This is a genomic window from Cupriavidus nantongensis, from assembly GCF_041726985.1.
Lineage (GTDB): Bacteria > Pseudomonadota > Gammaproteobacteria > Burkholderiales > Burkholderiaceae > Cupriavidus > Cupriavidus nantongensis_A.
Genome location: NZ_CP168302.1, coordinates 1,268,896 through 1,285,301, shown reverse-complemented (window position 1 = coordinate 1,285,301; position 16,406 = coordinate 1,268,896). Strand labels below are relative to the sequence as shown.

Here is a 16,406-nt window from a genome sequence, read left to right as displayed (position 1 = left end):
TGAGATTGCAGGTTAGGGGCGCGAAAGGGGGCCGCGTTCAGTGCCCGTCCGGCGCATCGCCTGGCGGCGCCAGCGGCCGGAACCATGGCGACAGCACCCAGACCGCGCCGACCCCGGCCAGCATGGTGAGGCCAAATGCATGAAGCGCGGGGGTGGACGACAGCGCCAGCAGGCCGAATGCCAGCAGGGTGCTGGCCGCGCCCAGCACGATGGCGGTCCACGATACGCCATCGCCGGGATGCTCCAGCAGGAAGATGCCATAGTCGACGCCAACACCGAGCAGCAGCGCCAGCGCCAGGACCGAAAACAGCTGCAACGGCACCTGCATCCAGCCCAGCATCGCCACGCTGAACAGCGCCGCGAGCAGCGTCGGCGCCAGCGCGCGCCACGCGCAGCGGCCGTAGCGCCAGGCCAGCAGCGCGCTGACGGCAACCGTGCCGGCCAGCAGCAGCCAGGTCATCAGTACGCGGTAATGGTGCAGCAGGCCGGACAGGTCCGCCACGCGGTCGACCCATTCCACCCCCGCCACACTGGCGACCGCTGCCTGTACCGCTGGCATGGTCTTGGGGTCGTCCAGGCCGCGCAGCAGCATCACGCTGGCGTAGCCGCCATCGTTGCCCCCGGTTCCCTCGCGGCCCAGCCACAGATGGCGCAGCGCCGCCGAGACGGGATCGGCGAGCCATGCCTGCAGGGTCAATACGTCGTGGGTGCCCGCCATGCCGGGTGCCGCGGGCGGGCCCGACGCTCCCGCCATCCGCGCAACGCGCTCGCGCACCTGCGCTTCCAGCGGCGCGGCCAGCGCTGCATCGGCGCGCTGGCGCGCCGCGGAAGGCACCCAGTCGGACAGCGCCACGAAGCCGCCCAGCCGGCCCTGCGCCACGATGCCCGCCAGCGCCGCCTTGGCGGCTTCCTCGCGCTGCAGGACCTGGTCGGCGGAGTCGCCGCGCACCAGCAGGAACTGCGCGGGGCTGGGGCTGCCGAGCAGGCGCCCGGCGGTGCGCTGGGCCTCGACCAGCGCGGGCGGCGAGCTCTGCAGCTGGCGCACGTCGTCGGCCACGTTCACTTGCCACAGGCCGGGCACGATGAACGCCGCCAGCACCGCCGACAGCCCCAGCGTGCGGCGATCGGCGCGCACGCGCGGCCAGCGTGCCAGGCTGTCGGCCAGCCATGTCGACAACCGGGTGGGCCGCAGGCTGCCGCGGTCGAGCAGCGGCAACCACAGCACCACGGTCAGGAACGCGGCCACCAGGCCCGTGGCGGAAAACAGCGCCATCTGCCGCAGCCCCGGGAATGGCGCGATCCCCAGCGCCAGGTAGGCGACCACGCTGGTGGCCAGCGCCAGCGTCATGCCGGGCAGCAGCCGGCGCATCGTGCTCGCCGGCGCGCGCCGGCCATCGGCCTGGCGGGTCACGAAGTAGTGGATGCCGTAGTCTTCGGCCACGCCGACCAGGCTGGCGCCGAACACCAGCGTGATCAGGTGCACGCGCTCGAACACCGCTGCGGTCACCGACACCGCCGCGGCGGTGCCGATCAGCAGCGACAGCGCCACCAGCGCGATCGGGCCCAGCGAGCGGAATGCCAGCCATACCAGCAGCAGCACCGCGGCCAGCGAACCCAGGCCGATCACGTTCATCTCGAAGCTGGCTTGCGCCGCCGCGGCTTCGGCATGCAGCGGGATGCCTGCCTTCACCACGTGCACGGCGTCGTGCCCGGCGCGCGCGCTGGCCTCGGCGCGTGCCAGCAGGTCGCCATAGTCGGTAGCGCCGCTGACCGAGAACGCGGGCTTGCTGATGCGGTAGGTCAGCAGCACCCAATGCATGCCTTCGGCGGTAAACGCCGGCCAGCCGTCGCGCTCGCGCACGCGGGTCAGGTCCGCGCGCGACAGCCACCAGTCCTGCCACAGCCCGAGCGGATCGGCGGACCAGCCCGACAGGCTGGCGCCGGCCGAGAGCTGGTACAGGCGCGCCAGCGCCTGCTGCGCCAGCGTGTCCGCTTCGGCCTGGCCGAGCATCGCGCGCTGGCGGTCGGTCAGCAGGTGGCTGCGCCACGGACGGTAGAACGCCAGCGCGGCATCGAAGTCGAAGGCGGCGATCTGGTCGACCGGACGCAGCAGTCCGGGATGCGCGCCGGTGCTCTGGCCGAAGCGTTGCGCGGCGTCCCTGGCCTGCGCCCAGTCCGGGGCACCCACCAGCACGACGATCTCGCGCGAGACGCCGTCGGCCAGCTGGCGCAGCACGCGATCGGCGGTGGCGGTGCGTTCGCTGCCGGGCAGCAGCGCCATCACGTCGGAATCGATGCGGGCGCTGCGCCAGAAGCTGGCCTGGTGCAGCGCGACGCCGATGACGACGACGAGCCAGGCCAGCGCCAGCAAGCGCGCCAGCGGCGTCATGCCCGCGGCTGCGTGCGCCCCGGTATTGGCGCGGTGGGCCGAATTACTCAAAGCGCTGGGCCTCCGCAGCGGACAGGCGCGGCGCAGCCACGGGCTCGATCAGCCGGATTCGGGTGACATCGCCACCGGCCTCTTCCAGCCGGATGCTGCGTACGAAGCGGTCGCCGGCCAGCTCGATGCGCGCGAAGGCGCGGCGGATGCCGCTGTCGGTGGGGGTCAGCGTCAGCGCCCAGCCGTCCTTGCCGGACAGCCGGGCGTCGATGGCAAAACGTGCCGACAATGCCGACAGGTCACCGCGCAGCACGGCAATCATCGATTCGCCGACCACGCGCATGGCGGGCTGCGCGTCTGCCGCCAGCCGCTGCTGCACCTGCCCGTCGGCCCCGCGCACCACCAGCTGCGCAGGCGTGACCAGCAGGCTCGACACGATCGGCTCGCGCGTGGTCCAGGCCAGGCCCCGGTCGCGCGCGAGGATGAAGTCGCCGCGCGACACCAGCGGATGGGTGAAACCGGCCAGCTGGCGCTGCTGCTCGAAGCGGCCGTGGATCACCGGCGCATCGGCCAGCCGCGCGGCGACCGCGTCCAGCGTGCGCGCGGGCGTGGCCAGGGGCGCCTGCGCCGCCAGCGCGGGCAAGGCAGCTGCAAGGGCAAGGGCGGCAACGGCGCACAGGGTGCGGCGCTTCATCGCGGGATCCCCAGCCGCTGCCACAGTACCGGCGGACACTCGAAGCACATTTCGCCATTGCGCATGTCCACCGCCACCTGCACCGAATATCCCTTGGTCAGGCGTTCGCCGGTGCCCGCATCGCGCAGCAGGTAATCGATCTTGAGCCGGTTCTCCCACTCGACGATGGTGGCGCGCACCTTCACGGCCTGGCCATAGACCAGCGGCCGCACATAGCGCAGGCGCAGGTCAACCACCGGCCAGGCATAGCCGGAATCGCGCATGGCGGGATAGTCGTAGCCAAAGCGCGCCAGCAGGGCGCAGCGCGCCTGCTCCAGGTAACGCACGTAGTTGCCGTGCCACACCACGTCCATCGGGTCGAGGTCATGGAAGGCGGGGCTCAGGGTGATCTCGTGGCTGAGGTCTGGCGTCATGGCACGGTAGGGGTCGGTCAACGGCTCAGCGCGCGCGCCCGGCGCTGGCGTCGGGGTCTGCCCAGAAATCGTAGAAGTTGAACCAGTCATAGGGCGACAGCACCAGCAGGGCGGCCAGCCAGTCGGCATAGGCGCGCGCGTAGCCGGCCAGCGCCTCGGCACGCCCGGCGCGCGGCAGGCGCACGGTGCGCGCCAGTTCGGTAAAGCGCAGCAGGTGGCCGTTGCCGTGGCGGATGCAGCCCATCGCGAACAGCGGGCAATCCAGCAGCGCGGCCAGCACGTAAGGCCCGACCGGAAAGCGCGCCGGCGCGCCCAGGAACGGCACGCTGACGGCTCGCCCGCCATGGGCCGGGGCGCGGTCTCCGGCAATGGCGACAAACTCGCCGGCACGCACCTTGGCGGCCAGTTCTTCCGCGGTGGCCGGCGAAATTTCGTCGACCTGGTACAGCTGCAGCGTGGCGCCAGGATCGATGCGGGAAAGGATGCGGTTGAAGCGCTGCGCATGGGCGGTATGCACCAGCACCGTCAGGCGCAGCCCGCGGCGATGGCGCGCCAGCACGCGGCACAGCTCCAGGCAGCCCATATGGGCGGTGACGATGATGCCGCCCTGGCCGCTTTCGATCTGGCGCAGCATCACCTCGGCGCCTTCGCGCGTGACGTTGCCGAAGGCATAGCGCCCCCCGATCGCCAGCAGCTTGTCGAGCAGCGTGTCGGCGAAAGCGTACAAGTGGCGCAGCGTGTGGCGGGCGCCGGGCCCGGGGCCCGCGGCGCCGGTCACGCGGTGTACGCGGCGCAGATAGTCCAGCGAGGCGCGGCGCGCGGCGCCGTGCGCGAGCCAGTAATACGTGACCACGGGATACAGCACCGCGCGGAAGGCCACGCGCCCGAAACAGCGGTGGATGGCGTACAGGCACCATACGCCCCACACGCAGGTGGCTTCCCCGATGCGGCTCCAGTGTCGTGCGGCGTGGTTGCGCGCGGCAGTTGCGGCGCCGGGTGCGGTGGTGCTCATGCCAGCTTGCGCCCCACCAGCACCGGCAGGCGCCGCAGCATGCCAAAAAACAGTCGCGTGTGCATCCAGGAAATACGCAGGTTGTCGCGCCAGACCCGGAAGTGCGAAACGCCGTCGCTGGGATAGGTCACGGGCGTGGGGATATTGACGATGCGCACGCCGCGCCAGACCAGCCGCACCAGCACTTCGATATCGAATTCCATGCGCGGGCCGATACGTGCTGCGCGCGTCAGCGGCACCACGTCGGCCAACGGGTAGACGCGCAGTCCGCACATCGAATCGCGCACGGCGAAGGACAGCGTATGGATCCAGACCCAGACGTGGGTCAGGTAGCGGCCCACCAGGCGTCCGCGCGGCACTGAGGCATCGTATATCGGGGTGCCGCACACCATCGCACGGGGGTGGCGGCGCGCCATGTCGAGGAAAGCCGGGATGCAGCCGGCGTCGTGCTGGCCGTCGGCGTCGATCTGCAGCGCATGCGTGCAGCCGGCGCGCCAGGCGGCCTCGAAGCCGGCGGTCACGGCCGCGCCCTTGCCCTGGTTGCGCTCCAGCCTGACCAGCGTGACGCGGCCAGGATCGCGCACCGCCAGTCCGCGCAATACCGCCGCGCATTCGGCGTCGCTGCCGTCGTCGACCAGCAGGCACGTCACCGGGTGGGCCAGGATCGCGTCGACCATGGCGCCGATGGCGCGCGCGTGGTTGTAGACCGGCACCAGCACGATTGGCCGGAAGTCGGCATCAGCCATGCTCGCTCCTGAAGACGATGCGGCCGCTGGCATGCGGGCCCGATGCCGAGCTCAGGCGGAATGCCAGCGCCAGTTTTTCCGGCTGCCATTCGAGGTCCAGGCGCACCTGGGCGCCGGGCCGGATGATGCCCTGGAACTTGAGCACGTCCAGGCGCGCAAAGCGCTCCCGCGGCGGCACCGGCAAGCGCTGCGGCGCCAGCGCCATGGCCCAGTCGATTTGCGCCACGCCAGGCACGATCGGCGTACCGGGGAAATGCCCGTCAAAGATCGGCAGGTGCGCGCCGACATCGAGCACGGCCGCGGCGGCGTATTCGCTGCATTCGATCCAAACCGCGTGCGGCAGGATTTCCGTCATGCCCGCGTTCCCCTCAAGACTTGCCGACGTACCAGCCATTCGGCGGCGAACATGGCGCCGATCAGCACATAGGCAATGGCGCCGTTGTAGAGCGCCCAGACCCGATTGCTGGCAAACAGCGCGGTGGCGGCGGCGACGCTGCCGTTGATGAAGAAGAACAGGCACCACGCGGCGGTGACCTTGCGCGTATAGGCCACGCCCGAGGACGACAGCGCTGGCTCGCGCAGGCGCGCGATGCGCTCCACCACGCTGGGCCCGCGCCACAGGCTCCAGCCGAACACCGCCAGCAGCACGGCATTGACCAGGGCTGGATACAGCTTGAGCGGCATCGCCGCACCGGACGCGAACACCACCAGCGCGAGCGCTGCCGCCGCCAGCGCCTGCGGGCGCCAGCCGGCGTGCCGCACGGCAGCCAGCCGCAACGCCAGCAGCGCCAACAGCAGCAGTGCCACCGTGCGCGGCGGCCAGTACTGCAGGCCGACGTAGACCGCGATCGGATAGCACAGCGTCAGCACGCCTAATGCCAAGGTCCGCCAGGACATCAGGCCGTCGCGGCGGAATCGGTGTCGATCAGCAGTGCCAGTGCCTGCACCACGTCCTGAACGGTGCGCACGGACTTGAACTGCTCGGGCTTGAGGGGCTTGTCCAGCATCGGCTTGAGCTTTACCAGCAGGTCCACCGCGTCGATGCTGTCGATGTCCAGGTCCTCGTAGAGCCGGGCTTCCGGCCGGATGCGCTGCGCTTCGATTTCGAAGGAGTCCTGCAGGACTGCGGAAATGCGCGCAAAAATTTCGTCGTGGGTCATGGCCATGCCTTCCAGCTTGAAGGAGTCAGGGTACGTCGGGTCAGTCAGAGGCCGTGGTAGCGAGCCTCAGGCCGGAGTCTGTTCAGCGCGCTGCGCGGCCACGAAGGCGGCCAGTGCCGCAACGCTGGCAAAGCGGCTTCGTACTACGTCTTTGTCGCCGCTCATGGAGACACCGAAGCGCTTCTGCAGCGCCAAACCAAGCTCCAGCGCATCGATAGAGTCCAGTCCCAAGCCCTCAACGAACAACGGCGCGGCGGTGTCGATGTCGTCTGGCGCCACGCCTTCAAGCGACAGCGAAGAGACGATCAGTTCTTTGATTTCTTGCTCAAGCGCCTTCACGGTGAATCTCCCTGGAAAAAAAATCAGTCAGTGCCTGCGTAACGGCGCGAACCGCCATGGCGTCGTCGGCGCCGGTCGGGGCCAACCGTGCGGTGTCGATATCCTCGCGCACATCGATGACATAGCGCGGCCGGCGCATTGGCACGCGGTACCATTTGTCGCCCTTGCGCAGCGTGGGCGGCTCGCACCGAATGATGACCGGCGTCAGAGCAAAGCCGCCGCGCACCGCGATATTGGCGGCGCCGCGCTGCAGCCGCAAGCTGCCGTCGGGCGGCGTGCGCGTTCCCTCGGGAAAGATCACGAGGTTGTTGCCGGCACGCAGCGAGGCGATGCAGTCCTGCACCATCGCGGCACCCGAATCGTTGGTGACATAGCCGGTGGCCAGCACTGGACCGCGCGTGAACGGGTTGCGCGCCAGGCCGGCCTTGACCACGCAATCGGCGCGACGCGTCAGTGCGATCAGGAAGATCACGTCGATCAGGGACGGATGGTTGGCGACGATCAGCAGGCCCTGGCGGTGCAGGCGCTGCGCGTTGCGCACTTCGTAGCCGATGACACCGACCGCGCGCATCAGCCACAGGAACAGCCGGAACGCATGGCGGATCACATCCTTGCACACGCGCTGGCGCTGCAGCGGGCGCCACGGCACCAGCGCCAGTATTGGGAACACCAGCACGCGCAGCACCAGGCTGCCCAGCCCGAACCACGAAAAACACAGTCCGGTGGCGCACACGCGCCAGGCGCGATCGAGCCGCTCAACCATGGCGCTGCCAGTGCCAGCTGGCGCGCTCGCCCCGATGGTGCAGCCGGGCGTCTCCGGACAGCATGAAGCGCAGCACGTCGAGCCCATGCGGAAGCGGGGACGCCGGCGTCCCGGCGGGTTCGTTGGACAGGGTCAGGGCGTACCAAGGCTCGCCCTCACGCGGAGTAGCTATGCGCCAGCACCAGCTGTACAGGCAGCCGGGCTCGTCCGCGAACGGGGCATAGGGGCCTGCTATCGGCGCATCATAGTTGACCAGCATGACCTCCGGCGCACCGTCGGCCAGCAGGCTGCAGGCTTCGAGCACGGCGGTTTCCACGGTGTCGCGTCCGGCCGACAGCGCCTGCAGGTTGTTCATGTCAGCGAGGTCGATCGAGCGCACCGCGCCGATCGCGTTGTGCACCGCCAGCCCGAACGCAGTCGGCGACAGCGGCTCGGCGGCCGCCAGGTCGGTCAGCATGGTCACCAGCCTGGCGGTATCGCCGTGACGCGAAGCAAAGACGGTGGGCATGCCGGCCGGCCGTGGGTCATCTGGTGCGCACGCATAGACTGACGCCAGCGCCACGCGACCTAATAGCGGCAGACGCCTGCGCAGCATGGCTGCCATTTCCGGCAAGGCCGGCGCCTGCGCTGTGGCAGGGGGCAGGTGCGGGTTGGCGCTCCATGCCTGCCAGTCATGCTGAGACTGCAAGTCGCCAGTCCAGGCTGACCACGCGCGAATGCCAAATGCCACGCCGCCGTCACTTGCTCTGATACTGTGCGCGTTTCCCGAAGTCATGCCGCCCCGTCCCTGCCGCACGCCGTGCGCGCGTCCGCCGGCAAGGCGTGCTTGCCATGCAGGCGAAGGCCAGCAAACGGGCAGGGTTGGAGATCCGGGATCAGGTTGGGAAAAATCACGGGGGAAACGGAGGGCTTTTTGCGGGCGTCATTTTACTCAGATCGCACTCCGGCGCATGGCAAAAATATTGCCACTGTGGCGAAAATGCTTACTCCGGAAAATTTGCTCTGCGCGCTGGTGAAATGTCTTTGCCAAAATATTATGTCGGCGCTTTTCACCATTTCTTTAGGCCGTTTGCCGCCGCAAAATTCGTCGCCATACTTTCTGGTCGCTGGCCGTCAGACATGCGTCCCCAGCGCCCGGTTGATCCGCAGCGCCAGCAGCGTGCAGGCCGCCCCGGACAGCAGGTAGCCGCTGACCGCGACCAGCCCGAATTCCGCCGACAGCCCCAGCGCCACCAGCGGCGCGAAGCCGGCGCCGAACAGCCACGCCATGTCGGTGGTAAGGGCCGCGCCCGTGTAGCGGAAGCGCCGCTCGAAGTTGGAGGTCACGGCACCTGCCGCCTGGCCGTAGGACAAGCCCAGCAGGCCGAAGCCGAGCAGGATGAACAGGTCCTGCGCCAGCGGGCCGCCGCCCATCAGCCAGGGCGCGAACAGGCTGAAGAGGCCGATCAGTATGGCCATCAGCGCCAGCGTGGTGCGCCGCCCGATGCGGTCCGCGATCACGCCCGAGGCGATGGTGCCGAGGATGCCGATGAAGGCGCCGGCAATCTGCACCGCCAGCACGTCGGTGACCGGCTGCGAGCCGTTGAGCGCGACCCACGACAGCGGAAACACCGTCACCAGGTGGAACAGCGCAAAGCTGGCCAGCGCGGCGAATGCGCCCAGCAGCAGGTTGTAGCCCTGCTTCCGGACGATTTCGGTGGTGCTGATGGGCTCGAGCTCGTCCTCGTCCAGCAGCTGCGTGTACTCGTGCGTCACCACCAGCCGCAGGCGCGCGAACAGCGCCACCACGTTGATCGCGAACGCGACATAGAACGGATAGCGCCAGCCCCATGCCAGGAACTCGTGCGGCTCGAGGCTGAGGTTGAGGAACAGGAACAGCGAACCGGCCACGATAAAGCCGGTGGGGGCGCCGAGCTGCCCCAGCATCGCGTACCAGCCGCGCCGCTGCGCGGGCGCGTTCAGCGCCAGCAGCGAGGGCAGCCCGTCCCACGAGCCGCCGAAGGCCACGCCCTGCAACGTGCGGAACACCGCCAGCAGCACGATGGCGGCCGGGCCCAGCGCGGCATAGCCGGGCAGGAAGGCGATGCCGACGGTGGCGGTGCCCAGCAGGAACAGCGACGCGGTCAGCTTGACGCCCCGGCCCCAGCGGCGCTGGATGCCCATGAACAGCGCCGTGCCGAAGGGCCGGCCGATAAAGGCCAGCGCGAAGATGGCGAAGGCGTAGAGCAGCGCGTCGAGCCGGTCGGCGAACGGAAAGTAGACCGCCGGGAACACCAGCACCGAGGCGATGCCGTAGACGAAGAAATCGAAGTACTCCGAGGCGCGGCCGATCACAACGCCGGTGGCGATTTCCGCGGGCGCGACATGCGCAGCGCCGGGCGCTGGAGGTGCTGTAGGAGACGCCCGGTGCTGGTGGGTCGCGGTGGTCATCGGCATACCTCCCGTGTCGGTGAGCAAGGTGGTGAGCGAGGGCGCTGCAAATTGCACCATGAAGAATGGCACTTGAGCGCCTACACTGCCATAGTTGCTCAGACCAGTCTAAGTCACTTGCGCCGCGGCGTACAAATGGCGCGGCCCGAAAGCTATGCGATCTTCCGGTCAGACAATGTCCATGCACCGCCCGATCTGCTGGTTATTGCTGCCAGTCCTGCTGTCGCTGGCCGGCTGCAACGCCGTGCTGCTGTCACCGGCCGGCGATCTTGCGGTCCGGCAACGTGACCTGATCATCATTTCCACCGGGCTGATGCTGCTGATCATCGTGCCGGTGATCGTGCTGACGCTGGTGTTCGCGTGGCGCTACCGCGCCGCCAACGCCGATGCGCACTACAACCCCGACTGGGACCATTCCACGGTGCTGGAGCTGCTGATCTGGTCGGCGCCGCTGCTGATCATCATCGCGCTCGGGGCCATCACCTGGGTCAGCACCCACAAGCTCGATCCCTACCAGCCGCTGACCCGGCTCGATGAAAGCCGCCCGCTGCCGCCTGGCACGCAGCCGCTGACGGTGGAGGTGGTGGCGATGGACTGGAAGTGGTTGTTCGTCTACCCAGAGCAGGGCATCGCCACCGTCAACGAGCTGGCCGCCCCGGTCGACCGGCCGATCCGCTTCAAGATCACGTCCACCACCATGATGAATTCGTTCTTCATCCCCGCGCTGGCCGGCCAGGTCTACGCCATGCCGGGCATGGAAACGCGCCTGCATGCGGTGGTCAACCGGCCGGGCGTCTACGAGGGCTTCTCCGCCAACTACAGCGGCGCGGGCTTTTCGCACATGCGCTTCCGCTTCCATGGCCTGAGCGACGATGAATTCGGCCGCTGGGTGCAGACCGTGCGAGCCGCCGGCGCGCCGCTGAGCCGGACCACCTACACGCAGCTGGCGCAGCCCAGCGAACGCGAGCCGGTGCGGCGCTACGGCAGCGTCGACGCGAACCTGTTCGATGCCATCGTGAACCGTTGCGTGCAGGCCGGGCAGGTCTGCCAGAAGGACCTGATGGCGCGCGACGCGCAGCGCGCCGCGGGGCTCGGCGCCGCCGTCTGCACCGCCAGCAACACGCTGGCCGAACCGCTGTTCGGGACCGGCGCGGCCGGTGCCGGCGAGCTGCTGCGCTAGCGCGCCCGCGTCGGTGGCCGGCGCTGCGCCGGGCCGTGCGCAAGACCGTGCGAATGACCGTGACCTGGAACGCCGTTGTTGTCCTGGAGAACCACATGCCGGAGCGATCCGAACTCGCCACGCAACTCTTCGGCCGCCTGAGCTGGGAGGCCATCCCGCTGCATGAGCCGATCCTGATTGCCACCTTCGCGGTGGTGGCGCTGGGCGGGCTGGCGCTGGCCGGCGGGGTCACGTACTACGGCAAGTGGGGCTACCTGTGGCGGGAGTGGTTCACCAGCATCGACCACAAGCGCATCGGCATCATGTACATGATCCTCGGCATCGTGATGCTGCTGCGCGGCTTTGCCGATGCCATCATGATGCGCATCCAGCAGGCCATTGCCTTCGGCGACAACCTGGGCTACCTGCCGCCGCACCACTATGACCAGATCTTCACCGCGCACGGCGTGATCATGATCTTCTTCGTCGCCATGCCGCTGGTGACCGGCCTGATGAACTTTGTCGTGCCGCTGCAGATCGGCGCGCGCGACGTGGCCTTTCCGTTCCTGAACAACTTCAGCTTCTGGATGACGGTGGGCGGCGCGGTGCTGGTGATGATGTCGCTGTTCGTCGGCGAATTCGCGCGCACCGGCTGGCTCGCCTATCCGCCGCTGTCCGGCATCCTGCAGAGCCCGGACGTGGGCGTGGATTACTACCTGTGGTCGTTGCAGGTGGCGGGGGTGGGCACGCTGTTGTCCGGCATCAACCTGCTGGTCACCATCGTCAAGATGCGCGCGCCCGGCATGACGCTGATGCGCATGCCGATCTTCACCTGGACCGCGCTGTGCACCAACGTGCTGATCATCGCCGCGTTCCCGGTGCTGACCGCGGCGCTGGCGATGCTGGCGGTCGACCGCTACCTGGGCATGAACTTCTTCACCAGCGACCTTGGCGGCAGCGCCATGATGTACGTGAACCTGATCTGGATCTGGGGCCACCCGGAGGTCTATATCCTGATCCTGCCGGTGTTCGGCGTGTTCTCCGAGGTGGTCGCCACCTTCTGCCGCAAGCGCCTGTTCGGCTATGCCTCGATGGTCTATGCCACGGTGGTGATCACGGTGCTGTCATACCTGGTGTGGCTGCATCACTTCTTCACGATGGGCTCGGGCGCCAGCGTGAACTCGTTCTTCGGCATCACCACCATGATCATCTCGATCCCCACCGGGGCCAAGCTGTTCAACTGGCTCTTCACCATGTACCACGGCCGCATCCGCTTCGAGGTGCCGATGCTGTGGACCGTGGGCTTCATGGTGACGTTCGTGATCGGCGGCATGACCGGCGTGCTGCTGGCGGTGCCGCCGGCGGATTTCTCGCTGCACAACAGCCTGTTCCTGGTCGCGCATTTCCATAACGTGATCATCGGCGGCGTGCTGTTCGGGCTGATGGCCGGCATCACCTACTGGTTCCCCAAGGCCTTCGGCTACCAGCTGGATCCGTTCTGGGGCAAGTGCTCGTTCTGGTTCTGGCTGGTCGGGTTCTACGTGGCGTTCATGCCGCTCTATGTGCTGGGGCTGATGGGCGTGACCCGGCGCGTCAGCCATTTCGAGGACCACTCGCTGCAGATCTGGTTCCAGCTGGCCGGCGTGGGCGCGCTGCTGATCGCGCTGGGCATCGGCTGCTTCCTGGTGCAGCTGGTGGTGAGCTTCCTGCGCCGCGAGTCGCTGCGCGATGTCACCGGCGATCCCTGGGACGGCCGCACGCTGGAGTGGTCGACCTCGTCGCCGCCGCCGCCGTACAACTTTGCCTTCACGCCGCTGGTGCATGACACCGATGCCTGGTGGCAGATGAAGGCGCACGGCTACCAGCACCCGGCGCACGGCTTTATCCCGATCCATATGCCGAAGAATACTGGCGCGGGCATCATCCTGGCCGGCCTGAGCACGCTGTGCGCCTTCGCGCTGATCTGGCATATCTGGTGGCTGGTGGTGCTGGCCTTCGCCGCCACGCTGGTCACGGCGATCGGCCATACCTTCAACTACCGGCGCGATTTCTACATCCCGGCCGACACGGTCCACCGCACCGAGGCAGAGCGCAGCGCGCTGCTGGCCAGCCATGGCTGATACCTTCGCTCCCTTTACCGCCGAAGGCACGCGCCCGCACGAGCTCCCGCCGCAACGCGCGCCCGCGCCCGCTCAGCCGGCCGAGCTGCGCTTCTACATGACCGAGGAGTACCACGTGCCCAACGGCACGCTGCTCGGCTTCTGGCTCTACCTGATGAGCGACTGCCTGATCTTTGCGTGCCTGTTCGCCGCCTACGGCGTGCTGGGCCGCAACTACGCGGGCGGTCCGTCCGGCGCCGAGCTGTTCGACCTGCCGCTGGTGGCGCTGAACACCTCGTTCCTGCTGCTGTCGTCGATCACCTACGGCTTTGCCATGCTGGAGACGCAGCGCGGCCGGCTGGGGCCGACCCAGGGCTGGCTCGCCGTCACCGGGCTGCTGGGCGCCGCCTTCCTCGCGGTCGAGATCTACGAGTTCGCGCACCTGGTCGGCGAAGGCGCCGGGCCGCAGCGCAGCGGCTTCCTGACCTCGTTCTTCGCGCTGGTCGGCACCCACGGCCTGCATGTGACCTTCGGCATCGTGTGGCTGGTCACGCTGGTGGTGCAGCTGGGGCGCCACGGGCTGATTCCCGAGAACAAGCGCCGCCTGATGTGCCTGTCGATGTTCTGGCACTTCCTCGACGTGGTCTGGATCGGCGTCTTTACCTTTGTCTATCTGATGGGAGTGCTGCCATGAGCGCGCACGACGACACGCTGCCGGCCCACGGTCACGGGCACGCGAGCGGGCATGGCCACGGCCACGGTGATGGCGAGATCCATATCTCGCTCGGCGGTTACGTGACCGGCTTCGTGCTGTCGGTGATCCTGACCGCGATCCCGTTCTGGCTGGTGATGGGCAAGGTGTTCGAGCAGTCCTCCACCACCGCGATGGTTCTGCTGGCCCTGGGCGCGGTGCAGATCGTGGTCCACATGATCTATTTCCTGCACCTGAACGCCAGGTCCGAGGGCGGCTGGAACATGCTGGCGCTGATCTTCACGCTGGTGCTGGTGGTGATCACGCTGACCGGCACGCTATGGGTGATGTTCCACCTGAATTCCAATATGATGCCGGGCATGCATACCACCAAGACCCTGCCTTGACCGGTTCCACCGACGACCGCGCGCCGGTCGGAAATCCGCGCGCCGCCCACGCCAGCCAAGGCGCCCCCGAATCCCCGCGCCCGCTGTCGACAGTCTGGCTGACCGCACTGGCCCTGTTCGCCGCCGCGGCCATCGCCGGCCTGGTGGCGCTGGGCAACTGGCAGGTCGAGCGCCGCGCGTGGAAGCTCGGCCTGATCGCCCAGGTGGCCGAGCGCGTCCATGCGCCGCCGGTGGCGGCGCCCGCGCCGGCGCAATGGGCGGGGCTGACCAAGGCCAATGCCGAATACCGGCGCGTGCGTGCCAGCGGCACCTTCCTCGACGAGCGCCAGACCCTGGTGCAGGCCGTGACCGAGCAGGGCGGCGGCTACTGGGTAATGACGCCGCTGCGGCTGGCCGACGGCAGCACCGTGCTGGTCAACCGCGGTTTCGTCGCCGAGCCGTTCCGCGCCCGCGTGGCGCCCGCCGGCAGCGGCCCCAGCGAAGTCGTCGGCCTGCTGCGCATGAGCGAGCCTGGCACCGGCCTGCTGCGCCAAAATGACGCGGCGCGCGACCAGTGGTTCTCGCGCGACGTGGCGGCGATTGCCGCGCACCGCGGCCTGGGCGAGGTGGCGCCGTATTTCATCGACGCCGCGGCGGTGCCGCCGCCGGCCGGGGCGGACCCCAAGGCCTGGCCGGTGGGCGGGCTGACGGTGACAGCCTTTACCAACAACCACCTCGGCTACGCACTCACCTGGTACGGGCTGGCGCTGATGGTGGCGGCCGCCGCGGCCTACGTGGGGCGCGAGGAATACCGCAAGCGCCGCGGCGCAAACACTGCCGCCCCCAGGTCCGATCCACGCGCCTGAGGGCGCGCCGGCAAGCCTGGCCGGCTGGCGGCACAATGTGGGCTGTCCCAACCAAGGAGCCGCCATGCCAGACCTCTCCATGCCGTACCGCCGCCTCGGCGCCAGCAACCTGCGCGTCTCGGCGCTGTGCCTGGGCACCATGATGTTCGCCGACCAGACCGACGAGGCCGAGGCCGGCCGGATCGTCGCCAGCGCGCGTGACCACGGCGTGAACTTCATCGATACCGCCGACGTGTACAGCAAGGGCGCGTCCGAACAGATGGTGGGGCGCCTGCTGACCGGCGACCGCCACGACTGGGTGCTGGCCACCAAGCTCGGCAACGCCATGCAGGCCGCGCCCAACCACGGCCACTACTCGCGCGCGTGGATCATGCGCGCGGTCGAGGACAGCCTGCACCGGCTGGCGACCGACTATATCGACATCGTCTACCTGCACCGCGACTACCCCGGCGCCAACCTGGAGGAGCCGGTGCGCGCCATGGGCGACCTGGTGCGCAGCGGCAAGATCCGCTGCTGGGCGGTGTCGAACTTCCGCGGCTGGCGCATCGCCGAGATCGCGCGGCTGTGCGGCGAGCTGGACGTGCCGCGCCCGGTGGCGTGCCAGCCGTATTACAACCTGCTGAACCGGCTGCCGGAGGTGGAGATCCTGCCCGCGTGCGAGCACTACGGCCTGGGCGTGGTGCCCTACAGCCCGGTGGCGCGCGGCGTGCTGACCGGCAAGTACGCGCCTGGCCAGGCCCCGGCCGAGGGCACGCGCGCAGGCCGCGCCGACCGCCGCATGATGGAGACCGAATTCCGCGAGGAATCGCTGGTCATCGCCCAGCAGCTCAAGACCCATGCCGAGGCGCGCGGGCTGACGCCGGGCCAGTTCGCCACGGCCTGGGTGCTGGCCAACCCGATCGTGTCGTCGGTGATCGCGGGCCCGCGCACGCTGGCCCAGTTCGAGGATTACTTCGGCGCGCTCGGTGCCGCGATCACGCCCGAGGAAGAGGCGATGATCGATGCGCTGGTGTCGCCGGGCCATGCCTCGACGCCGGGCTACAACGATCCGGGCTATCCGCTGATCGGACGTCCGGTCGGGCGCGCGGCGGCTGGCCGATAATCCGCGGCGCCTTCCGGACGCGCCGGAAGTGGCGCAGGCGCTGCCTGAGATGACGCCCGCCTGCAACGGCACGCGACCCGTGCGCGTGCTTGATGCACCCGGGCGCGACTCCTACTAATATCAAGACAGGCGGGCGCGCGTGAGGCGCGCACCGCGAGAACATCGC

18 protein-coding genes are annotated in these 16,406 nt (G+C 68.8%); 6 read left to right on the top strand and 12 right to left on the bottom strand.

Going from position 1 to position 16,406, the window contains the following annotated elements:
- Positions 1-37: 37 nt before the first annotated feature.
- From ACEI37_RS05525 to ACEI37_RS05470, 12 genes are all read right to left on the bottom strand, one after another.
- The gene (locus ACEI37_RS05525; protein ID WP_373375791.1) at positions 38-2,440 is read right to left on the bottom strand and encodes an MMPL family transporter; all 2,403 of its coding nucleotides are present in this window, start codon (positions 2,438-2,440) and stop codon (positions 38-40) included.
- The gene (locus tag ACEI37_RS05520) at positions 2,433-3,074 is read right to left on the bottom strand and encodes an outer membrane lipoprotein carrier protein LolA (protein ID WP_373375790.1); all 642 of its coding nucleotides are present in this window, start codon (positions 3,072-3,074) and stop codon (positions 2,433-2,435) included. Before ACEI37_RS05520 ends, ACEI37_RS05525 begins: the two co-directional genes overlap by 8 nt.
- Positions 3,071-3,487, bottom strand: a complete 417-nt coding sequence (locus tag ACEI37_RS05515) for an acyl-CoA thioesterase (RefSeq protein ID WP_373377718.1) — start codon at positions 3,485-3,487, stop codon at positions 3,071-3,073. Before ACEI37_RS05515 ends, ACEI37_RS05520 begins: the two co-directional genes overlap by 4 nt.
- Positions 3,488-3,512: 25 nt before the next feature.
- Positions 3,513-4,499 carry an acyltransferase gene (locus tag ACEI37_RS05510; protein ID WP_373375789.1) on the bottom strand — a complete coding sequence of 329 codons (987 nt, stop codon included), beginning with the start codon at positions 4,497-4,499 and terminating at the stop codon, positions 3,513-3,515.
- Positions 4,496-5,245, bottom strand: coding sequence for a glycosyltransferase family 2 protein (locus tag ACEI37_RS05505; RefSeq protein ID WP_373375788.1), 750 nt, complete (start codon positions 5,243-5,245; stop codon positions 4,496-4,498). Before ACEI37_RS05505 ends, ACEI37_RS05510 begins: the two co-directional genes overlap by 4 nt.
- Positions 5,238-5,600: a 3-hydroxyacyl-ACP dehydratase FabZ family protein gene (locus tag ACEI37_RS05500; RefSeq protein ID WP_373375787.1), complete on the bottom strand. Its 363-nt coding sequence runs from the start codon at positions 5,598-5,600 to the stop codon at positions 5,238-5,240. Before ACEI37_RS05500 ends, ACEI37_RS05505 begins: the two co-directional genes overlap by 8 nt.
- The gene (locus tag ACEI37_RS05495) at positions 5,597-6,142 is read right to left on the bottom strand and encodes a hypothetical protein (RefSeq protein WP_373375786.1); all 546 of its coding nucleotides are present in this window, start codon (positions 6,140-6,142) and stop codon (positions 5,597-5,599) included. Before ACEI37_RS05495 ends, ACEI37_RS05500 begins: the two co-directional genes overlap by 4 nt.
- Positions 6,142-6,405, bottom strand: a complete 264-nt coding sequence (locus ACEI37_RS05490; RefSeq protein ID WP_373375785.1) for an acyl carrier protein — start codon at positions 6,403-6,405, stop codon at positions 6,142-6,144. The genes ACEI37_RS05495 and ACEI37_RS05490 overlap by 1 nt, the downstream gene beginning before the upstream one ends.
- 66 nt (positions 6,406-6,471) lie before the next feature.
- On the bottom strand, positions 6,472-6,744 hold the full coding sequence (locus ACEI37_RS05485; RefSeq protein WP_373375784.1) for a phosphopantetheine-binding protein: 273 nt from the start codon (positions 6,742-6,744) through the stop codon (positions 6,472-6,474).
- Complete coding sequence (locus tag ACEI37_RS05480) at positions 6,731-7,507, bottom strand: lysophospholipid acyltransferase family protein (protein ID WP_373375783.1); 777 nt, start codon at positions 7,505-7,507, stop codon at positions 6,731-6,733. The genes ACEI37_RS05485 and ACEI37_RS05480 overlap by 14 nt, the downstream gene beginning before the upstream one ends.
- Positions 7,500-8,282, bottom strand: a complete 783-nt coding sequence (locus tag ACEI37_RS05475) for a beta-ketoacyl synthase chain length factor (protein WP_373375782.1) — start codon at positions 8,280-8,282, stop codon at positions 7,500-7,502. The genes ACEI37_RS05480 and ACEI37_RS05475 overlap by 8 nt, the downstream gene beginning before the upstream one ends.
- Before the next feature lie 338 nt (positions 8,283-8,620).
- On the bottom strand, positions 8,621-9,937 hold the full coding sequence (locus tag ACEI37_RS05470) for an MFS transporter (protein WP_373375781.1): 1,317 nt from the start codon (positions 9,935-9,937) through the stop codon (positions 8,621-8,623).
- Positions 9,938-10,112: 175 nt separating this feature from the next.
- Here ACEI37_RS05470 and cyoA point away from each other — a divergent pair, with 175 nt between their 5' ends.
- From cyoA to ACEI37_RS05440, 6 genes are all read left to right on the top strand, one after another.
- Entirely contained in the window at positions 10,113-11,117 is a 1,005-nt protein-coding gene (cyoA, locus tag ACEI37_RS05465) for a ubiquinol oxidase subunit II (protein WP_373375780.1), read from the top strand.
- Between the two features lie 95 nt (positions 11,118-11,212).
- The gene (cyoB, locus tag ACEI37_RS05460) at positions 11,213-13,216 is read left to right on the top strand and encodes a cytochrome o ubiquinol oxidase subunit I (protein WP_373375779.1); all 2,004 of its coding nucleotides are present in this window, start codon (positions 11,213-11,215) and stop codon (positions 13,214-13,216) included.
- The gene (gene cyoC, locus ACEI37_RS05455) at positions 13,209-13,889 is read left to right on the top strand and encodes a cytochrome o ubiquinol oxidase subunit III (protein ID WP_373375778.1); all 681 of its coding nucleotides are present in this window, start codon (positions 13,209-13,211) and stop codon (positions 13,887-13,889) included. Before cyoB ends, cyoC begins: the two co-directional genes overlap by 8 nt.
- On the top strand, positions 13,886-14,293 hold the full coding sequence (gene cyoD / locus ACEI37_RS05450; RefSeq protein ID WP_373375777.1) for a cytochrome o ubiquinol oxidase subunit IV: 408 nt from the start codon (positions 13,886-13,888) through the stop codon (positions 14,291-14,293). Before cyoC ends, cyoD begins: the two co-directional genes overlap by 4 nt.
- Positions 14,290-15,138 carry an SURF1 family protein gene (locus ACEI37_RS05445; protein WP_373375776.1) on the top strand — a complete coding sequence of 283 codons (849 nt, stop codon included), beginning with the start codon at positions 14,290-14,292 and terminating at the stop codon, positions 15,136-15,138. The genes cyoD and ACEI37_RS05445 overlap by 4 nt, the downstream gene beginning before the upstream one ends.
- A 64-nt stretch (positions 15,139-15,202) precedes the next feature.
- On the top strand, positions 15,203-16,240 hold the full coding sequence (locus ACEI37_RS05440; RefSeq protein ID WP_373375775.1) for an aldo/keto reductase: 1,038 nt from the start codon (positions 15,203-15,205) through the stop codon (positions 16,238-16,240).
- Positions 16,241-16,406: the final 166 nt, after the last annotated feature.

What these genes read in the sequence shown, in the direction of transcription:
- ACEI37_RS05470 (WP_373375781.1), bottom strand. Translation starts at nt 9,937, where the DNA reads ATGACCACCGCGACCCACCAGCACCGGGCGTCTCCTACAGCACCTCCA.
- ACEI37_RS05480 (WP_373375783.1), bottom strand. Translation starts at nt 7,507, where the DNA reads ATGGTTGAGCGGCTCGATCGCGCCTGGCGCGTGTGCGCCACCGGACTG.
- cyoA (WP_373375780.1), top strand. Translation starts at nt 10,113, where the DNA reads ATGTCCATGCACCGCCCGATCTGCTGGTTATTGCTGCCAGTCCTGCTG.
- ACEI37_RS05510 (WP_373375789.1), bottom strand. Translation starts at nt 4,499, where the DNA reads ATGAGCACCACCGCACCCGGCGCCGCAACTGCCGCGCGCAACCACGCC.
- ACEI37_RS05475 (WP_373375782.1), bottom strand. Translation starts at nt 8,282, where the DNA reads ATGACTTCGGGAAACGCGCACAGTATCAGAGCAAGTGACGGCGGCGTG.
- ACEI37_RS05520 (WP_373375790.1), bottom strand. Translation starts at nt 3,074, where the DNA reads ATGAAGCGCCGCACCCTGTGCGCCGTTGCCGCCCTTGCCCTTGCAGCT.
- ACEI37_RS05515 (WP_373377718.1), bottom strand. Translation starts at nt 3,487, where the DNA reads ATGACGCCAGACCTCAGCCACGAGATCACCCTGAGCCCCGCCTTCCAT.
- ACEI37_RS05500 (WP_373375787.1), bottom strand. Translation starts at nt 5,600, where the DNA reads ATGACGGAAATCCTGCCGCACGCGGTTTGGATCGAATGCAGCGAATAC.
- ACEI37_RS05505 (WP_373375788.1), bottom strand. Translation starts at nt 5,245, where the DNA reads ATGGCTGATGCCGACTTCCGGCCAATCGTGCTGGTGCCGGTCTACAAC.
- ACEI37_RS05490 (WP_373375785.1), bottom strand. Translation starts at nt 6,405, where the DNA reads ATGACCCACGACGAAATTTTTGCGCGCATTTCCGCAGTCCTGCAGGAC.
- cyoD (WP_373375777.1), top strand. Translation starts at nt 13,886, where the DNA reads ATGAGCGCGCACGACGACACGCTGCCGGCCCACGGTCACGGGCACGCG.
- ACEI37_RS05440 (WP_373375775.1), top strand. Translation starts at nt 15,203, where the DNA reads ATGCCAGACCTCTCCATGCCGTACCGCCGCCTCGGCGCCAGCAACCTG.
- cyoC (WP_373375778.1), top strand. Translation starts at nt 13,209, where the DNA reads ATGGCTGATACCTTCGCTCCCTTTACCGCCGAAGGCACGCGCCCGCAC.
- ACEI37_RS05495 (WP_373375786.1), bottom strand. Translation starts at nt 6,142, where the DNA reads ATGTCCTGGCGGACCTTGGCATTAGGCGTGCTGACGCTGTGCTATCCG.
- cyoB (WP_373375779.1), top strand. Translation starts at nt 11,213, where the DNA reads ATGCCGGAGCGATCCGAACTCGCCACGCAACTCTTCGGCCGCCTGAGC.